General features: G+C 64.0%; 13 protein-coding genes and 1 pseudogene. 9 read left to right on the top strand and 5 right to left on the bottom strand.

Annotated elements, in window-relative coordinates; genetic code table 11:
- Positions 1-52: 52 nt before the first annotated feature.
- Positions 53-1,981 carry a transglycosylase SLT domain-containing protein gene (locus tag PKB_RS18715; RefSeq protein ID WP_043253494.1) on the bottom strand — a complete coding sequence of 643 codons (1,929 nt, stop codon included), beginning with the start codon at positions 1,979-1,981 and terminating at the stop codon, positions 53-55.
- A gap of 194 nt (positions 1,982-2,175) precedes the next feature.
- Here PKB_RS18715 and PKB_RS18710 point away from each other — a divergent pair, with 194 nt between their 5' ends.
- Both PKB_RS18710 and PKB_RS18705 read left to right on the top strand, forming a co-directional pair.
- Positions 2,176-4,092: an ATP-binding cassette domain-containing protein gene (locus tag PKB_RS18710; RefSeq protein ID WP_043253493.1), complete on the top strand. Its 1,917-nt coding sequence runs from the start codon at positions 2,176-2,178 to the stop codon at positions 4,090-4,092.
- A 103-nt stretch (positions 4,093-4,195) separates the two neighbouring features.
- The gene (locus PKB_RS18705; protein ID WP_043253492.1) at positions 4,196-4,879 is read left to right on the top strand and encodes a DUF6901 family protein; all 684 of its coding nucleotides are present in this window, start codon (positions 4,196-4,198) and stop codon (positions 4,877-4,879) included.
- 36 nt (positions 4,880-4,915) lie between these two features.
- Here PKB_RS18705 and PKB_RS18700 read toward each other — a convergent pair whose 3' ends face one another.
- On the bottom strand, positions 4,916-5,356 hold the full coding sequence (locus PKB_RS18700) for a universal stress protein (protein ID WP_043253491.1): 441 nt from the start codon (positions 5,354-5,356) through the stop codon (positions 4,916-4,918).
- Positions 5,357-5,420: 64 nt separating this feature from the next.
- On the opposite strand from PKB_RS18700, the pseudogene PKB_RS18695 reads away from it, so the two are divergent.
- A pseudogene (locus PKB_RS18695) lies at positions 5,421-5,859 on the top strand (hypothetical protein).
- Positions 5,860-5,866: 7 nt separating this feature from the next.
- On the opposite strand, the gene PKB_RS18690 reads toward PKB_RS18695, so the two are convergent.
- Positions 5,867-6,673 (bottom strand): hypothetical protein, encoded by an 807-nt coding sequence (locus tag PKB_RS18690; RefSeq protein WP_043253490.1) that lies wholly within the window; start codon positions 6,671-6,673, stop codon positions 5,867-5,869.
- 440 nt (positions 6,674-7,113) lie between these two features.
- Here PKB_RS18690 and fadB point away from each other — a divergent pair, with 440 nt between their 5' ends.
- From fadB to PKB_RS18660, 6 genes are all read left to right on the top strand, one after another.
- The gene (fadB, locus tag PKB_RS18685; protein ID WP_043253489.1) at positions 7,114-9,261 is read left to right on the top strand and encodes a fatty acid oxidation complex subunit alpha FadB; all 2,148 of its coding nucleotides are present in this window, start codon (positions 7,114-7,116) and stop codon (positions 9,259-9,261) included.
- A 30-nt stretch (positions 9,262-9,291) separates the two neighbouring features.
- The gene (gene fadA / locus PKB_RS18680) at positions 9,292-10,467 is read left to right on the top strand and encodes an acetyl-CoA C-acyltransferase FadA (RefSeq protein ID WP_043253488.1); all 1,176 of its coding nucleotides are present in this window, start codon (positions 9,292-9,294) and stop codon (positions 10,465-10,467) included.
- A gap of 120 nt (positions 10,468-10,587) precedes the next feature.
- Positions 10,588-10,845, top strand: coding sequence for a DUF1653 domain-containing protein (locus tag PKB_RS18675; RefSeq protein WP_043253487.1), 258 nt, complete (start codon positions 10,588-10,590; stop codon positions 10,843-10,845).
- Positions 10,846-10,941: 96 nt separating this feature from the next.
- The gene (gene topA / locus PKB_RS18670; protein WP_043253486.1) at positions 10,942-13,551 is read left to right on the top strand and encodes a type I DNA topoisomerase; all 2,610 of its coding nucleotides are present in this window, start codon (positions 10,942-10,944) and stop codon (positions 13,549-13,551) included.
- A 65-nt stretch (positions 13,552-13,616) separates the two neighbouring features.
- A complete protein-coding gene (locus PKB_RS18665; RefSeq protein ID WP_043253485.1) occupies positions 13,617-14,138 on the top strand; it encodes a DUF6586 family protein in 522 nt (173 codons plus the stop codon).
- A gap of 90 nt (positions 14,139-14,228) precedes the next feature.
- On the top strand, positions 14,229-14,462 hold the full coding sequence (locus PKB_RS18660) for a hypothetical protein (protein ID WP_043253484.1): 234 nt from the start codon (positions 14,229-14,231) through the stop codon (positions 14,460-14,462).
- Between the two features lie 16 nt (positions 14,463-14,478).
- Here PKB_RS18660 and sulA read toward each other — a convergent pair whose 3' ends face one another.
- Both sulA and lexA read right to left on the bottom strand, forming a co-directional pair.
- Positions 14,479-14,952 carry an SOS-induced cell division inhibitor SulA gene (gene sulA, locus PKB_RS18655; protein ID WP_043253483.1) on the bottom strand — a complete coding sequence of 158 codons (474 nt, stop codon included), beginning with the start codon at positions 14,950-14,952 and terminating at the stop codon, positions 14,479-14,481.
- Between the two features lie 13 nt (positions 14,953-14,965).
- Positions 14,966-15,580 carry a transcriptional repressor LexA gene (gene lexA / locus PKB_RS18650; RefSeq protein ID WP_043253482.1) on the bottom strand — a complete coding sequence of 205 codons (615 nt, stop codon included), beginning with the start codon at positions 15,578-15,580 and terminating at the stop codon, positions 14,966-14,968.
- Positions 15,581-15,767 lie beyond the last annotated feature (187 nt).

Here is a 15,767-nt window from a genome sequence, read left to right as displayed (position 1 = left end):
CAAGCATAGGCGGCCCTGGCGAATGTGGGAGATGCGTGCGCGAGGGCGTGATTCAGAGCTCGTCGAAGAAGCGCTCGTGCCAGTCAACCAGTGGCTGCGGGGCGTTGAGTTTTTGCCCGTAGATCACCGCATAGGACAGCACGTTCTGCACGTACTGGCGGGTTTCGTCGAAGGGAATGCTCTCCACCCAGACGTCGAACGACAGGTGGCGTGCATTCTTCAGCCACTGGCGCACGCGGCCGGGGCCTGCGTTGTAGGCGGCGGTCGCTAGTACGCGGTTGCCGTTGAACTGTCCCTCGACCTGGCTGAGATACGCGGCGCCGAGCTGGATGTTGACCTCGGGGACGATCAGCTGCTGCGGCGAGCCGAAGGGAATGCCGAACTTGCGCGCGGTTTCCTTGGCGGTGGCCGGCATCAGCTGCATCAGGCCGGTGGCGCCGACGCCGGAGCGGGCATCGGACATGAACGCACTCTCCTGGCGGGTGATGGCGAACACCCAGCTGGAGTGCAATCCACGGTTGCGCGCCTCGCGCAGCAGGCTGTCGCGGTGCGCAATGGGGAAGCGGATGTCGAGGTCGTCCCAGTACTGCGCCTGGCTGATGGCGCGAATCGCCGGGAAGTACCACTGCATGTCGTAGGCCATCTTCGCCTGCGCCAGCAGTTCGTCGCGGTTGAATACGCGGGCTGCGTAGTACCACTCGCGGCGGGCGCTGATGATGTCGCCACGGGCGTAGAACTCCAGGGCGCGCCGGGTGCTGGCGGCATTGCGCACACGCTGCATCACCTGCGGGCTGATCGGCGCCGGGCGGTTGTTCAACTGATAAGGGGCGTTGATCCGGTCGGCGGCGAGGAAACCGTAGAAATCACGCTCGCGTGCCAGCGGCTGGTAGAGGCTCATCGCTGCCGGGTTCTGCGGCTGCGCCAGCTGCAGGGTCCCCCCCTGCCAGTAGCGCCAGCGGTTGGTCTCGGCGAGGTCCTTGGGCAATTGGCGGGTCAGCTGGTAGGCGTCTTCCCAGCGGCCCAGGCGCATCAGCAGGCGCAGGCGCCATTCGCTGACGGTGTTGTCGCGCAGCTCCGGGTCGTACTTGGTCATCAGCGGCAGGGCGCGGGGATCGTAGCTGCGCGCCAGGCCCAGGCCGATCTGCCGGGCGATGTTGACCTTCTCCTCGGTGGAGAAGGGTAGGCTGTTCTCGTAATGGTCGAGCAGGTCGAGCGCGCGCTCGGGGTCCTGCTTGCCCAGGCGGCGCAGACCGAGGCCGACGACATCGGCCATGGCGTGGGTGCGCTGGTCGAAGCGGGCGGTCTGGCTAAGCTGCGCCGGGCTCTGCGCGACCTTGATCATCAACTCGCCGAGGCTGCCCAGGCCCGCCAGGCGCTTCGACAAGGTACTGGCCAGGCCGTAGTTGCCTTTCTCGGCGGCGAGCTTCAGGCGCTTCCAGATCATGTCTTCGGTGAGCTGGCCGTCGGCTTCCCAGACGCTGAACAGCGCGTCGCAGGCGTCCGGCTGGGACTTGCCGACCAGCCACAGCTTGCGCGTGGTCTCGTTGCCGGCGGCTTTCTGGCCATGGGTGAGCTGGTACTGGCCGTAGAGGCAGTCCAGCTCGGTGAAGTTCATCTTCGGGTCGTAGTAGTCGAGGAAGGTCTTCCAGTCGCCGCTATCGGCCAGCTGGCGCAGCCAGCGCAGCTTCATCCAGTTGATCTGCGGAAGGTCGCCATGCTCGGTGAGGAAGGCTTCGATCTCGGTGTCGCTGGCGCTTTTCAGACGGTTGGTCAGGTCGTCGTAGCCCAGGTACGGCTCCAGCGGATAATCGGCCAGGGCCTGGCGGTAGCGCAGGTAGGGGCCGTTATCGTTGCGCGCGAGGGCGGCCTTGGCTTCGTCGTACATCTGCCGCTGTTGAGTCAGCGACGCGGCCTGTACCGAGCTGACGCTGGTCAAGGCAAGGAACAGGCAGGAAAAAACTAGGGAAAGGCGACCGCGCATGACTCTTCCGGGCTGATGATTCGTGGCGCAGTCTGGCTGGCGCCGATAAGCACAAGCTTAGCCTGTTGCGCGAGCGCGGCGGAAGCACCGCCGGGCTCTATCGACGACTTCCGATGGCGCCGGCGGATGCGCGCAAGGCTCTGACTTTTGCCGACTTTCCCTTACACTGCGCGCCCTGTTTCCGGAGATCGCCCATGACCCTGCTGAAGTTTACCGACGTGTCCCTCGCCTTTGGCACCACGCCATTGCTGGACAAGGTTTCCTGGCAGATCGCGCGGGGCGAACGGGTGTGCGTCATCGGCCGCAACGGCACCGGCAAGTCGAGCATGCTCAAGCTGGTCAAGGGCGAGCAGAAGCCCGATGACGGCGACATCTGGCGTGCACCGTCGCTGAAGATCGGTGAACTGCCGCAGGAATTGCCGCGCGCCGACGACCGGACCGTCTACGACGTGGTCGCCGAAGGCCTGGCCGAGGTGGGCGAACTGCTCGCGCGCTATCACCACCTGAGCATGCACATCGAAACCGAGGACGACCTGAACAAGCTGGCGCGCGTCCAGCAGGAGCTGGAGGCCCGTGACGGCTGGCGCCTGGGGCAGCTGGTGGACACCACTCTGACCCGCCTGCAACTGCCGGCCGACAAGACCCTCGCCGAGCTGTCCGGCGGCTGGCGCCGTCGCGTGCTGCTGGCCCAGGCGCTGGTCGCCGAGCCCGACCTGCTGCTGCTCGACGAGCCGACCAACCACCTGGACATCGGGGCCATCGCCTGGCTGGAAAACGCCCTGGCCGACTTCCCCGGCGCGGTGCTGTTCATCACCCACGACCGCGCCTTCCTGCAGGCGGTGGCCAACCGCATCCTCGAACTGGACCGCGGTAACCTGATCGACTGGAACGGCGACTACGCCAGCTTCCTCGTGCATAAAGAGCAGGAACTGGCGGCGGAAGAAGCAGCCAACGCGCTGTTCGACAAGCGCCTGGCCCAGGAAGAGGTCTGGATCCGCCAGGGCATCAAGGCGCGCCGTACCCGTAACGAAGGCCGCGTGCGGGCGCTCAAGGCCATGCGTTTCGAGCGTGCCGAGCGCCGCGAGCGTACCGGCAAGGCCAGCTTCCAACTGGAGACGGCGGAGAAGTCCGGCAAGCAGGTGATAGTCGCCGACAAGGTCGGCTTCGCTCATCCCGAAGGCCCGACCCTGATCCGCGATTTCTCCCTGGTGCTGCAGCGTGGCGACCGCATCGGCCTGCTCGGCGCCAACGGCACCGGCAAGACGACCCTGCTCAAGCTGCTGCTCGGCGACCTGCAGCCGACTTCCGGCAGCATCAAGGAAGGCACGCGCCTGGAAGTGGCCTATTTCGACCAACTGCGTCACCAGCTGGAGCCGGAAAAGACCGTCATCGACAACATTTCCGAAGGCCGCGAGTTCATCACCATCAATGGCCAGAACCGCCATGTGTTGAGCTACCTGGGCGACTTCCTGTTCACCCCGCAACGCGCCCGCACGCCGGTCAAGGCGCTGTCCGGCGGCGAGCGGGCACGCCTGTTGCTGGCGAAGCTGTTCAGCAAGCCGGCGAACCTGCTGGTGCTGGACGAACCGACCAACGACCTCGACGTGGAAACCCTGGAGCTGCTGGAAGAAGTGCTGCTCGGTTTCGACGGCACCGTGCTGATGGTCAGCCACGACCGGGAGTTCCTCGACAACGTGGTGACCAGCACCCTGGTCTTCGAAGGCGAAGGGCGCGTGCGCGAATTCGTCGGCGGCTACCAGGACTGGCTGCGCCAGGGCGGCTCGCCGCGCTTGCTGGGTGTCGGTGAAGAAAAGGCCGGAAAGCCCGCTGTAGAGGAAACGGTCCCGGCCGTGCCGCCAGCGGTAGCTGCTGCGGTCGAGGCGCCGGCGGCGAAGAAGAAGCTCAGCTACAAACTGCAACGCGAGCTGGAGGCTATTCCCGGGCAGATCGAAGCCCTGGAGTCGGACCTGGCCGCGATGCAGGCGGAAGTCGCGTCGCCCAGTTTCTATCAGCGCCCGGCGGAAGAAACCCGCGGGGTGCTGGAGCGCATGGAAAGCCTGCAGGCTGAGCTGGACCGCCTGATCGAGCGCTGGGCCGAGCTGGAAGAGTGAAGCGACCGGGTCGCGTGCCCGGCGCCGTAAGTGAGAGTCGCTGAAGAATGACGCGGGCCGCGTTCGTCCGGGTGGACGAGTGCGGCCCTTCTAAGGACGGCCAATGGCAATCGAGTACCGCATCAATCTGGATGACGAGCACGCGTTCAGTTATCGCATCGAAACCGATCGCAGCTTCGATGCTGCGTCGGCGGATGACGCGCCGAAGTGGACGCGCCTGGATTACAACCAGTGCAGCAACTGCCCGCTGTCGCGCGAGCAGTTCCGCCATTGCCCGGCGGCGGTCGACCTGCATCGGGTGATCGAGGATTTCCGCGGGCTGCCGGCGATCAAGCGGGCGGAAGTGCAGGTACGCACGCCAGAGCGCGAGTACCGCAAGAATGTCGGCCTGGAAGAGGGATTGCGCGCGCTGCTTGGGGTCATCATGGCGACCAGCGCCTGCCCGCTGCTGGGCAAGCTCAAGCCGATGGCCACGCAGCACCTGCCGTTCGCCAGCAACCAGGAGTTCATCACCCGCGCGGTATCGCTCTACCTCATGCGGCAGTACTTCAACTACCGCGAGGGGCGACACGCGGACTGGGAGCTCAAGGGGCTGGTGCGGCTCTACCAGCAGTTGCAGCTGGTCAACCAGGCGTTCTGGCAGCGCATCCACGAAACCTGCGTCGGCGATTCCAACCTGAAGGCTTTCCTCAGCTTCTTCTCGATGTCCTCGAGCATGAGCTATTCGCTGGAAGCGCAGCTGCAGAAGGTGCGGCCGGTGCTGATGAGCGGCGGCGATCTGGGTTGAACGAGCGGCGCCCGCGTTGAGCGGGCGCCGCGTGCCTCACTCGGTTTTCTGCAGGCGTACCGCCAGCACGTCGCAGGGCGCTCCGTGCAGCACATCGTTGGCGGTGGAACCGAGCAGAAGGGCCAGGCCATGTCGGCCATGGCTGCCGACGATGATCAGGTCGCAACCCTGCTCGTTGGCCAGGCGGTGGATCTCCTGGCGTGGCTGGCCGTAGACCAGATGGTTTTCCGAGACGGAAACCTGCGGATAGCTGAGGGTGAATTGGTGCATGCGCTCCTTGGCCTGGTCGAATTGCTGCTGTTGCAGCATCGACAGGTCCATCGGCACGTCACCGCCGAAGGCCATGGCCATGGGCTCGACCACGTGCACGGTGGACAGCTTCGCCTGGGTGCTGGCAGCCAGCGCCACGGCGCGCTTCATCACCGGATCGCATTCGTCGGTCAGATCCACGGCGACCAGGATGTGTTGGTAGGGCATGAACGTCTCCTCCGGGGGGCTCGTTGAATACAAGTATGGCCCTTCGGGCCGGGGTCTACCTGTTATGAACAACTGGTGGTTGATATTGCTGCTCGCGCTGGTGCTCAGCCCGCTGTCCTGGCTACTCCCGTCGCGGGGCCAGCGTGGGCAGATGGATATGCGCATGCAGGCGCGGCGCCTGGGCCTGGCCATGCAGATGGCGCGCCAGGAGTGGCCGCACTGGCTGGAGCGCCAAGCCGCCGCAGAGCTGCGCGCAATACCACCGGGGCCGCAGCCGAGGCCGTGCGGACGCCTGGTGCTATTGGCAAAGCAGTCCCGGGCAGTGGTTGGACCGTTGGCGCGAGCCCTGTACCGATGCCGAGCTGGCCGCCGAACTGGCGACCTTGCCGGGAGATGTGTTCATGGTCGAGGCATCGGCCCAGTTCATCGCGCTGTACTGGGGCGAGCGGGGCGACAGCGCCGACCTGCAACGGGTCGCCGATTTCCTCACGCGTCGCGCCTGAGCCGCGCTCATTGCTGCGCGGCGGCGTATAGCCCGGAAACCTGCTCCAGATCGGCGATGATGCCGTCCGAGTACTTGTCGATGAGGATGGGCACGTTGCTTTGCGCCGCACTCTGCAGCGACTTCTCGATGAAGTGCCACTTGGTGGAGATCGCCCGTAGTTCGCGGCCGATCTCGGGCGATGTCTGCGGCGCCTGCTGCAGGCGGAGCAGGTTGATGGCGAAGCGGTTGCTCAGGTCGTCCAGCGACTGCTGGTCCTCGCTCTTCACCGGATTGGCGCCGACGGAGATGTTGCGCGCCACGTAGTTCCAGGTAATGGCCTGCATCAGCAGGCTCTGCTCGCGGCTCTGCTGGGTCAGTGGCGGCACCTGGACGCCGCTTTCCTCCTGGATCTTGCCGTACAGCTGCTCGGCGGTATCCAGCAACTGGCGATTCTGTTCCGCCAGGTCGCCGAGCGCCTTGAAGTCGTTGTAGCCGTTCTGCTTCTGCGCCTGGATCTGCTGGGTCAGGTTCTGCCGATAGGCCAGCCATTGCTGGTCGAGCTGGCTCTTGAGCTGGGTCGAGGCACCGCCAGGCATGGCGCCCAGGCGGCCGGCGGCATTGCTGGCATCGGCGGTCGAACTGTCGACCAGGCCGGCATAGCGCGCATCGCCTTCGGTGGAGGTGAGCAGGAAGAAGTCGCTGATGCTGCGCTGCGCGGCAAGGCGCATCTGGTGCAGGTTCAGCAGGTCGCTGGGGGCGTCGGCGCGGGCGAGAAGGGGCGTTGCGATAAATAGCAGGGTGGACAGCAGCAGAGTCAGCGGTCGGCGCGACATGAATCCATCTCCTTGTGCCGTTCGGCTTCTTGTTGTACCGGCACGCGTTGCGCGACCGGTTCGGCGGACTCTACCCCGCGTCCGGGGCTTTGGCCAGCGACTGCTGGTACCACCGTTCCATTGGTCGGGCGCACGTCATGGGTTTGCTGAATGTTCTGGAAGCAATCGGCCGAATGCTGCGCGCCAGAGGCTTTGTCTGACTTCTCTGTAAGACTGCGCGATTGACAATTCTGCGCTTTTCCGAGAAGGTGGGCGCACCCGAATCAAACGGGCGTATGAATCGAGCGTTTGCCCTAAGTGATGTTTCGATTACATGGCCCCGGCTATCGCACCGGCGGGTGTGCCGCAGGCTTTGGGACTATGATCGGCGACTGCCGAGCAACCCCGATACACGGCGACCGGTGTGTGATTTCAAGCTTCCCTAGCGTGGAGATCAGTTGATGATTTACGAAGGTAAAGCCATCACGGTTAAGGCTCTTGAGAGCGGCATCGTCGAGCTGAAGTTCGACCTCAAGGGCGAGTCCGTCAACAAGTTCAACCGGCTCACCCTGAACGAACTGCGCCAAGCAGTCGACACCATCAAGGCCGATGCGTCCGTCAAGGGCGTGATCGTGAGCAGCGCCAAGGCGGTGTTCATCGTCGGCGCCGACATCACCGAATTCGTCGACAACTTCAAGCTGCCGGACGAAGAACTGCTGGCCGGCAACCTCGAAGCCAACAAGATCTTCAGCGATTTCGAAGACCTGAACGTCCCCACCGTTGCCGCGATCAACGGCATCGCCCTGGGCGGCGGTCTGGAAATGTGCCTGGCAGCGGACTTCCGCGTCATGAGCGCCACCGCCAAGATCGGCCTGCCGGAAGTCAAGCTGGGCATCTACCCGGGCTTCGGCGGTACCGTTCGTCTGCCGCGCATCATCGGCTGCGACAATGCTGTCGAGTGGATCGCCTCGGGCAAGGAAAACAAGGCTGAAGACGCACTGAAAGTCGGCGCCGTCGACGCCGTGGTCGCTCCGGAGCAGCTGCAAGCCGCCGCGCTGGACCTGGTCAAGCGCGCCATCTCCGGCGAGCTGGATCACAAGGCCCGCCGCCAGCCGAAGCTCGAGAAGCTGAAGCTGAACGCCATCGAGCAGATGATGGCCTTCGAGACCGCCAAGGGCTTCGTCGCAGGCCAGGCCGGCCCGAACTACCCGGCTCCGGTCGAAGCCATCAAGTCGATCCAGAAAGCCGCCAACTTCGGTCGTGACAAGGCGCTGGAAATCGAAGCCCAGGGCTTCGTGAAACTGGCCAAGACCTCGGTCGCCGAGAGCCTGATCGGTCTGTTCCTGAACGACCAGGACCTGAAGAAGAAGGCCAAGCAGTACGACGAGATCGCCAAGGACGTGAAACTGGCCGCCGTACTGGGCGCCGGCATCATGGGCGGCGGTATCGCCTACCAGTCCGCCTCCAAGGGCACTCCGATCCTGATGAAGGATATCCGCGAAGAGGGTATCCAGATGGGTCTGAACGAGGCGTCCAAGCTGCTCGGCAAGCGCGTCGAGAAGGGCCGCATGACCCCGGCCAAGATGGCCGAGGCGCTGAACGCCATTCGCCCGACCATGTCCTACGGCGACTTCGGCAACGTCGACATCGTCGTCGAAGCCGTGGTCGAGAACCCGAAGGTCAAGCAGATCGTGCTGGCCGAAGTTGAAGGCGTGGTGAAGGAAGATGCGGTTCTCGCGTCGAACACTTCGACCATCTCCATCAACCTGCTGGCAAAAGCGCTGAAGCGTCCGGAAAACTTCGTCGGCATGCACTTCTTCAACCCGGTGCACATGATGCCGCTGGTGGAAGTGATCCGTGGCGAGAAGTCCAGCGACGTGGCCGTGGCCACCACCGTTGCCTACGCCAAGAAAATGGGCAAGAACCCGATCGTGGTCAACGACTGCCCCGGCTTCCTGGTCAACCGCGTGCTGTTCCCGTACTTCGGCGGCTTCTCCAAGCTGCTGGGCTTCGGCGTCGACTTCGTGCGCATCGACAAGATCATGGAGAAATTCGGCTGGCCCATGGGCCCGGCCTACCTCTCCGACGTCGTCGGCATCGACACCGGCCACCACGGCCGCGACGTGATGGCCGAAGGCTTCCCGGATCGCATGGCCGTTGAAGGCAAGACCGCTGTCGACGTCATGTACGACGCCAACCGTCTGGGCCAGAAGAACGGCAAGGGCTTCTACGCCTACGAGACCGACAAGCGCGGCAAGCCGAAGAAGGTTTCCGATCCGCAGGCCTACGAGCTGCTGAAGGCCATCGTCGTCGAGCAGCGCGAGCTGACCGACGAGGACATCATCAACTACATGATGATCCCGCTGTGCCTGGAAACCGTGCGCTGCCTGGAAGACGGCATCGTCGAAACCGCTGCCGAGGCCGACATGGGCCTGATCTACGGCATCGGCTTCCCGCCCTTCCGTGGGGGTGCCCTGCGTTACATCGATTCCATCGGTGTAGCCGAATTCGTCGCCCTGGCCGACAAGTACGCCGATCTGGGTCCGCTGTACCACCCGACCGCGAAGCTGCGTGAAATGGCCAAGAACGGCCAGAAGTTCTTCGGTTGAGTGCGCAACGAATAGAGCGAGAGTGAATTTATGAGCCTGAATCCGAGAGACGCCGTCATTGTCGACTTCGGCCGCACCCCGATGGGCCGTTCCAAGGGTGGCATGCACCGCAACACCCGCGCGGAGACCCTGTCCGCGAACCTGATCAGCGGCGTGCTTGCACGCAACCCGAAACTCGACCCGGCGGAAGTCGAGGACGTGATCTGGGGCTGCGTCAACCAGACCCTGGAGCAAGGCTGGAACATCGCGCGCATGGCGTCGCTGATGACCCAGATCCCGCACACCAGCGCCGGCCAGACCGTCAGCCGTCTGTGCGGTTCGTCCATGAGCGCCCTGCACACTGCCGTGCAGGCGATCCAGACCGGCAACGGTGACGTCTTCGTCGTCGGCGGCGTGGAGCACATGGGCCACGTTGGCATGATGCACGGCGTCGATCCGAACCCGCACCTGTCGCTGTACGCCGCCAAGGCGTCCGGCATGATGGGCCTGACCGCCGAGATGCTGGGCAAGATGCACGGCATCACCCGCGAGGCCCAGGACAAGTTCGGCCTGCGTTCGCACCAGCTGGCGTGGAAGGCCACCCAGGAAGGCAAGTTCAAGGACGAAATCATCCCGATGGAAGGGTATGACGAGAACGGCTTCCTGAAGGTCTTCGACTTCGACGAGACCATTCGTCCGGAAACCACCCTGGAAGGCCTGGCCTCGCTGAAGCCGGCGTTCAACCCCAAAGGCGGCACCGTGACTGCGGGTACTTCCTCGCAGATCACCGACGGCGCATCCTGCATGATCGTCATGAGCGCCCAGCGCGCCCAGGACCTGGGCATCCAGCCGATGGCCGTGGTTCGCGCCATGGCGGTGGCCGGTGTCGATCCGGCGATCATGGGCTACGGTCCAGTTCCGGCGACCAACAAGGCGCTCAAGCGCGCTGGTCTGACCATCAACGACATCGACTTCTTCGAGCTCAACGAAGCCTTCGCCGCCCAGGCCCTGCCGGTGCTGAAGGACCTCAAGGTGCTCGACAAGATGGACGAGAAGGTCAACCTGCACGGCGGTGCCATCGCCCTGGGGCACCCGTTCGGCTGCTCCGGTGCGCGTATCTCCGGCACCCTGCTGAACGTGATGAAGCAGAACGGCGGCACCCTGGGTGTCTCCACCATGTGCGTTGGCCTCGGCCAGGGCATCACCACCATCTTCGAGCGCGTCTAAGCTCTCGACGAGGGTGAAAGCCGGGGCCTCGTGCCCCGGCTTTCGTTTTTTCGGGGCGGGGATTGCCTTGGGCCACTGCGCCCCGGAGAATCGCCGCTTTTTTCGCCGAGGAGGGCAACGATGGAATTGCAGGCCGGTCTGTATCGCCACTACAAGGGGCAGAGCTATCGGGTGCTCGGTGTTGCCCGCCATTCGGAGACCGAGGAAGTGCTGGTGATCTACCAGGCGCTGTATGGCGAGTTCGGCCTCTGGGTGCGTCCGCTGAGCATGTTCACCGAAGCGGTGGAAGTGGACGGCGAGCGGGTTCCACGCTTTGCTCTGGTAACCCCGGAGAGCGATCCGCTGAAATTGACCCAGGCCAACTCGGGCGAATCCTGAGCTTGACCTTGGGCGGACCGCCACTATATATAGCGGTGCCGTTCCGGGCGCCTCCCTCCTTATATTCACCTTCTCGAAGCAGGAATCTTCCGATCCATGGGTAAATCGCTGGTCATCGTGGAATCACCGGCCAAGGCCAAGACCATCAACAAGTACCTGGGCAACCAGTACGTGGTGAAGTCGAGCATCGGCCACATTCGCGACCTGCCCACCAGCGGTTCGGCCAGTGCGAAGGATCCGGCTGCGGCCAAGACACGCAAGAGCGCTGCAGAAGCGCCAGCGCTGTCGCCGAAGGAAAAGGCCAAGCGCCAGCTGTTCACGCGCATGGGCGTCGACCCGGAGCACGGCTGGAAGGCCAAGTACGAAATCCTGCCCGGCAAGGAAAAGGTCATCGACGAACTGCGTCGCCTGGCCAAGGACGCCGACACCATCTATCTCGCAACCGACTTGGACCGCGAAGGGGAGGCTATCGCCTGGCACCTGCGCGAGGCCATCGGTGGCGATGACAGCCGCTACAAGCGCGTGGTGTTCAACGAAATCACCAAAAAGGCCATCCAGGAAGCGTTCTCGCATCCGGGCGAGCTGGATATCAACCGCGTGAATGCCCAGCAGGCGCGCCGTTTCCTCGACCGCGTGGTCGGCTACATGGTTTCGCCGCTGCTCTGGTCGAAGATCGCCCGTGGCCTGTCCGCCGGCCGCGTGCAGTCGGTGGCGGTGAAACTGGTGGTCGAGCGTGAGCGCGAGATCCGTGCCTTCGTCCCCGAGGAATACTGGGAAGTCCACGCCGACCTGAACAGCCCGCGCGGCGAGAAGGCCCGTTTCGAGGTGGTGCGCGAGAAAGGCGAAGCCTTCAAGCCGCTCAACGAGGCCCAGGCCATGGCTGCGCTGGAGAAGCTCAAGGCCTCCAGCTACAGCGTCGCCAAGCGCGAGGACAAGCCGACTTCGAGCAAGCCTTCGGCGCCCTTCATCACCTCGACCCTGCAGCAGGCCGCGAGCAACCGCCTGGGCTTCGGCGTGAAGAAGACCATGATGATGGCCCAGCGTCTCTACGAGGCCGGCTACATCACTTATATGCGTACCGACTCCACCAACCTGTCGGCCGACGCCATCGAAATGGTGCGCGGCTTCATCGACAGCGAGTTCGGTCAGAAATACCTGCCGGTCAAGCCGAACTTCTATTCGAGCAAGGAAGGCGCCCAGGAAGCGCACGAAGCGATCCGTCCGTCCGACGTCAACCTGCGTCCGACCCAGCTGTCGGGCATGGAGCGCGACGCCGAGCGCCTGTACGACCTGATCTGGCGCCAGTTCGTCGCCTGCCAGATGCCGCCGGCCGAATACCTGTCGACCACCGTCAGCGTTGCCGCCGGCGACTTCGAGCTGCGCGCCAAGGGCCGCATCCTCAAGTTCGACGGCTACACCAAGGTGCTGCCGCAGCAGAGCAAACCGGGCGAAGACGACGTGCTGCCGAACATGGCTCAGGGCGAAGCGATGAAGCTGCTCAAGCTCGACCCGAGCCAGCACTTCACCAAGCCGCCGGCGCGCTTCTCCGAAGCAAGCCTGGTCAAGGAGCTGGAGAAGCGCGGCATCGGCCGTCCGTCGACCTACGCGGCGATCATCTCCACCATCCAGGAGCGCGGCTACGTCGCCACCCATAATCGCCGCTTCTATGCGGAGAAAATGGGTGACATCGTCACCGACCGTCTCAACGAGAGCTTCTCCAACCTGATGGACTATGGCTTCACCGCCGGCATGGAAGAGCACCTCGATGATGTGGCCCAGGGCGAGCGCGACTGGAAGCACCTGCTCGACGAGTTCTATGGTGATTTCCGCAAGAAGCTGGATCTGGCTGAAGCCTCCAATGACGGCATGCGTGCCAACCAGCCGACGCTGACCAATATTGCCTGCCGCGAGTGCGGCCGTCCGATGATGATTCGTACCGCCTCCACCGGCGTGTTCCTCGGCTGCTCGGGCTACAGCCTGCCGCCGAAAGAGCGCTGCAAGGCGACCATCAACCTGATTCCGGGCGACGAAATCGCCGCGGATGACGAGGGCGAGTCCGAATCCCGCGTGCTGCGCAGCAAGCACCGTTGCCCGATCTGCAGCACGGCGATGGATGCCTACCTGCTGGACGAGAAGCGCAAGCTGCATATCTGCGGCAACAACCCGGACTGCGCCGGCTACGAGATCGAAGAAGGTCAGTACCGCATCAAGGGCTACGAAGGTCCGAGCCTGGAATGCGACAAGTGCGGCAGCGAAATGCAGCTCAAGACCGGCCGTTTCGGCAAGTTCTTCGGCTGCACCAACGCAACCTGCAAGAACACCCGCAAGCTGCTGAAGAACGGTGAGCCTGCGCCGCCGAAGATGGATGCGATCCGCATGCCGGAGCTCAAGTGCGAGAAGGTGGACGACGTCTACGTTCTGCGCGACGGCGCTTCCGGCCTGTTCCTGGCCGCCAGCCAGTTCCCGAAGAACCGTGAGACCCGTGCCCCTCTGGTCAGCGAGTTGGTGCCGCACAAGGATGAGCTGGATCCGAAGTACCACTTCCTGCTCGCCGCGCCGCAGAAGGACCCGGATGGCCGCCCGGCGGTGATCCGCTTCAGCCGCAAGACCAAGGAGCAGTACGTGCAGTCCGAGGTCGAGGGCAAGCCCACCGGCTGGCGCGCCTTCTACGACGGCGGCAAGTGGAAGGTCGAAGACAAGCGCTGATGGGCGGCGCGCCCCGCGCAAGTTGGCGCGCATATACTGCCGAATGACTGTTTGAGGGCGCGTCGATGGCTCAGGAACTCTACACCCGCACCAACCAGAAACTGTACTTCGCCGGCCTGGCCCTGGAAGCCTGGCGCAAGGCCGAAGAAGCGCGCCCGATGAACGCACAGGCGCTGGTTCAAGCGGAGCGCGAATCGGCGCTGTTCCATCTGTACGGCGCAGTTCTGGGTGTGGCTCACGAGATTGCGGGCTACTACCGTTTGCCCCAGGCGGGCGCCCCTCGCGTCGAAATGCTGCTCAATGCCGAGGTGCTCGCCGCTGCTCCGAGCCCTGAACTGGCCGAGCTCGTGGAGCTGGCACTGCAGCCTGAGACCTGGTTGGCTCAACTGCTGGCGGCCTATGCCGAACTGTTCCAGCCACCGCGCGAGCCGCGCAAGGCCAAGGTCGATCCGACCCAGCCGTTGATTCAGGCCATCAGCCTTGACGCAGAAGAGCTGCAGCCCTTGAGCAATGCGGATGTGGAAGCCTGGCGCAAGTCGATCAAGGAAATGGTGCTGCGTTTCCGTGGCGCGCTGACCGAACTCTAAGGGGCTGAATCGAGCCCCGTAAGTCCGATGGGCTAGGGTAGCCCGGTCATGGCTGGTACAATGGCCGGTCTGCTGTGAGAGAACCTAGCCATGCCAACCTCATTTCTGGAAATCGTAGAACTGCCTGACGGACGCATTGTGTTGCGTCGCGCGGATGATGAGGAGGCATTGGTGACGCTGGAGTTCTCCAGCGATGCCAAAGGGTTCCTGCAAGGCCAGCACATCGAGGTCGCCAAGGCGATGTTCAACATCGGTGTGCAGATGGCCGGTCGCCTCGCCGAAGGTGGCGATGTCGAACAGGACGGCCCGCGCGTCCTGCACTGAGACGCTCTCGCTTTAATTAACCCAGACGAATGTTCAGGCTCTGCGCCCGTCCGATGACAGCGGCGCGGGACAGCTGCGCGCGCGCCTGGGTGCCGAGCGCCGGTAGCCAGCTCACGACGGTATGGCTGTGGCCCAGGCGCAGGGCTTCGCAGGCGATGCTTTGTGCGGAGGCTTGATCTCGCGCTGGGAGCAGCAGAATGCGTTCGCGGTTGAGCCCGGCCTTGCGCAGCCAGTCGTGAGTCAGGCTGGCCGGCGGGGCAACCAGCGTCAGCCAGCGTGCATCCTGTTCTTCGCTGAGTTCGCGCAGGATGGGGGCGAGGAGGGTCAGGCAGTTACCCGGTAGTCCGCGCAGCGACAGCTCGCTGAAAGCCCCGTCTTCGGGCGCGTCAGGCTCTGCCATCTGCACCAGCAGCGGTTCGTTGGCGTTGGCCCAGAGGGCTTCCTGGAACAGCGGCAGTTGCGGAAGGTCCAGCGGTTGCGGGTACTGCATGGTGCCTCTCCTGTTAGCGGCGGATGACGCCGACGCTCAAGCCTTCGATGATCAGTTCCTGTTCCTGGAGATCGACCTCGATGGGGGCGAACTCGGGGTTCTCGGCGATCAGCCAGACCTTGCTGCCTTCACGCTTGAAGCGTTTCACGGTGACTTCCTCGCCCAGGCGGGCGACGACGATCTGGCCGTTGCGCGCCTCGCGGGTGACATGCACGGCAAGGAGGTCGCCATCGAGGATGCCGACGTCCTTCATGCTCTGTCCGCGAACTCGCAGCAGGTAGTCGGCGCGCGGATTGAAGAAGGCCGGGTTGATACGGCAGGCGTCTTCGACGTTCTGCTCAGCGAGGATCGGGGCGCCAGCGGCGACGCGGCCGATGATCGGCAGTTCGTCTTCATTCGCTGCGGCGCTTGGCTCGAAGCCCGGGATGCGGATACCTCGCGATGCGCCCGGGGTCATCTCGATGGCGCCTTTGCGGGCCAGTGCCTTGAGGTGTTCTTCGGCGGCGTTGGGCGACTTGAAGCCCAGTTCCTGGGCGATCTCGGCGCGGGTCGGCGGGTAGCCGTTGTCCTCCAGGCAGCGCTTGATGAAGGCGAGGATCTCGGCTTGGCGCGGCGTCAGCTTCTGCATATCCCTACTCTGTCTTTTTGTACAGTTGCTGGGATTATATACAGTGGTTGGCGACTGGCAACGAATTATTTCAGGTTGCGTTCCTGTTACTCGTCGGCTACGGGAGGCGTCTTGCTGATATCGTTCGTCGCTATCCGTTGTTTTCTGCAACAATCCTCCGCGCCAAGCTTGACAATGTCTCGGGGTG

The organism is Pseudomonas knackmussii B13, from assembly GCF_000689415.1.
GTDB lineage: Bacteria > Pseudomonadota > Gammaproteobacteria > Pseudomonadales > Pseudomonadaceae > Pseudomonas > Pseudomonas knackmussii.
Note: the sequence above shows the minus strand (reverse complement) of the source record. Positions and strands in the feature narration are given on the sequence as shown.

Coding starts and splice junctions, on each gene's coding strand:
- PKB_RS18715 (WP_043253494.1), bottom strand. CDS start 1,981: ATGCGCGGTCGCCTTTCCCTAGTTTTTTCCTGCCTGTTCCTTGCCTTG.
- PKB_RS18710 (WP_043253493.1), top strand. CDS start 2,176: ATGACCCTGCTGAAGTTTACCGACGTGTCCCTCGCCTTTGGCACCACG.
- PKB_RS18705 (WP_043253492.1), top strand. CDS start 4,196: ATGGCAATCGAGTACCGCATCAATCTGGATGACGAGCACGCGTTCAGT.
- PKB_RS18700 (WP_043253491.1), bottom strand. CDS start 5,356: ATGCCCTACCAACACATCCTGGTCGCCGTGGATCTGACCGACGAATGC.
- PKB_RS18690 (WP_043253490.1), bottom strand. CDS start 6,673: ATGTCGCGCCGACCGCTGACTCTGCTGCTGTCCACCCTGCTATTTATC.
- fadB (WP_043253489.1), top strand. CDS start 7,114: ATGATTTACGAAGGTAAAGCCATCACGGTTAAGGCTCTTGAGAGCGGC.
- fadA (WP_043253488.1), top strand. CDS start 9,292: ATGAGCCTGAATCCGAGAGACGCCGTCATTGTCGACTTCGGCCGCACC.
- PKB_RS18675 (WP_043253487.1), top strand. CDS start 10,588: ATGGAATTGCAGGCCGGTCTGTATCGCCACTACAAGGGGCAGAGCTAT.
- topA (WP_043253486.1), top strand. CDS start 10,942: ATGGGTAAATCGCTGGTCATCGTGGAATCACCGGCCAAGGCCAAGACC.
- PKB_RS18665 (WP_043253485.1), top strand. CDS start 13,617: ATGGCTCAGGAACTCTACACCCGCACCAACCAGAAACTGTACTTCGCC.
- PKB_RS18660 (WP_043253484.1), top strand. CDS start 14,229: ATGCCAACCTCATTTCTGGAAATCGTAGAACTGCCTGACGGACGCATT.
- sulA (WP_043253483.1), bottom strand. CDS start 14,952: ATGCAGTACCCGCAACCGCTGGACCTTCCGCAACTGCCGCTGTTCCAG.
- lexA (WP_043253482.1), bottom strand. CDS start 15,580: ATGCAGAAGCTGACGCCGCGCCAAGCCGAGATCCTCGCCTTCATCAAG.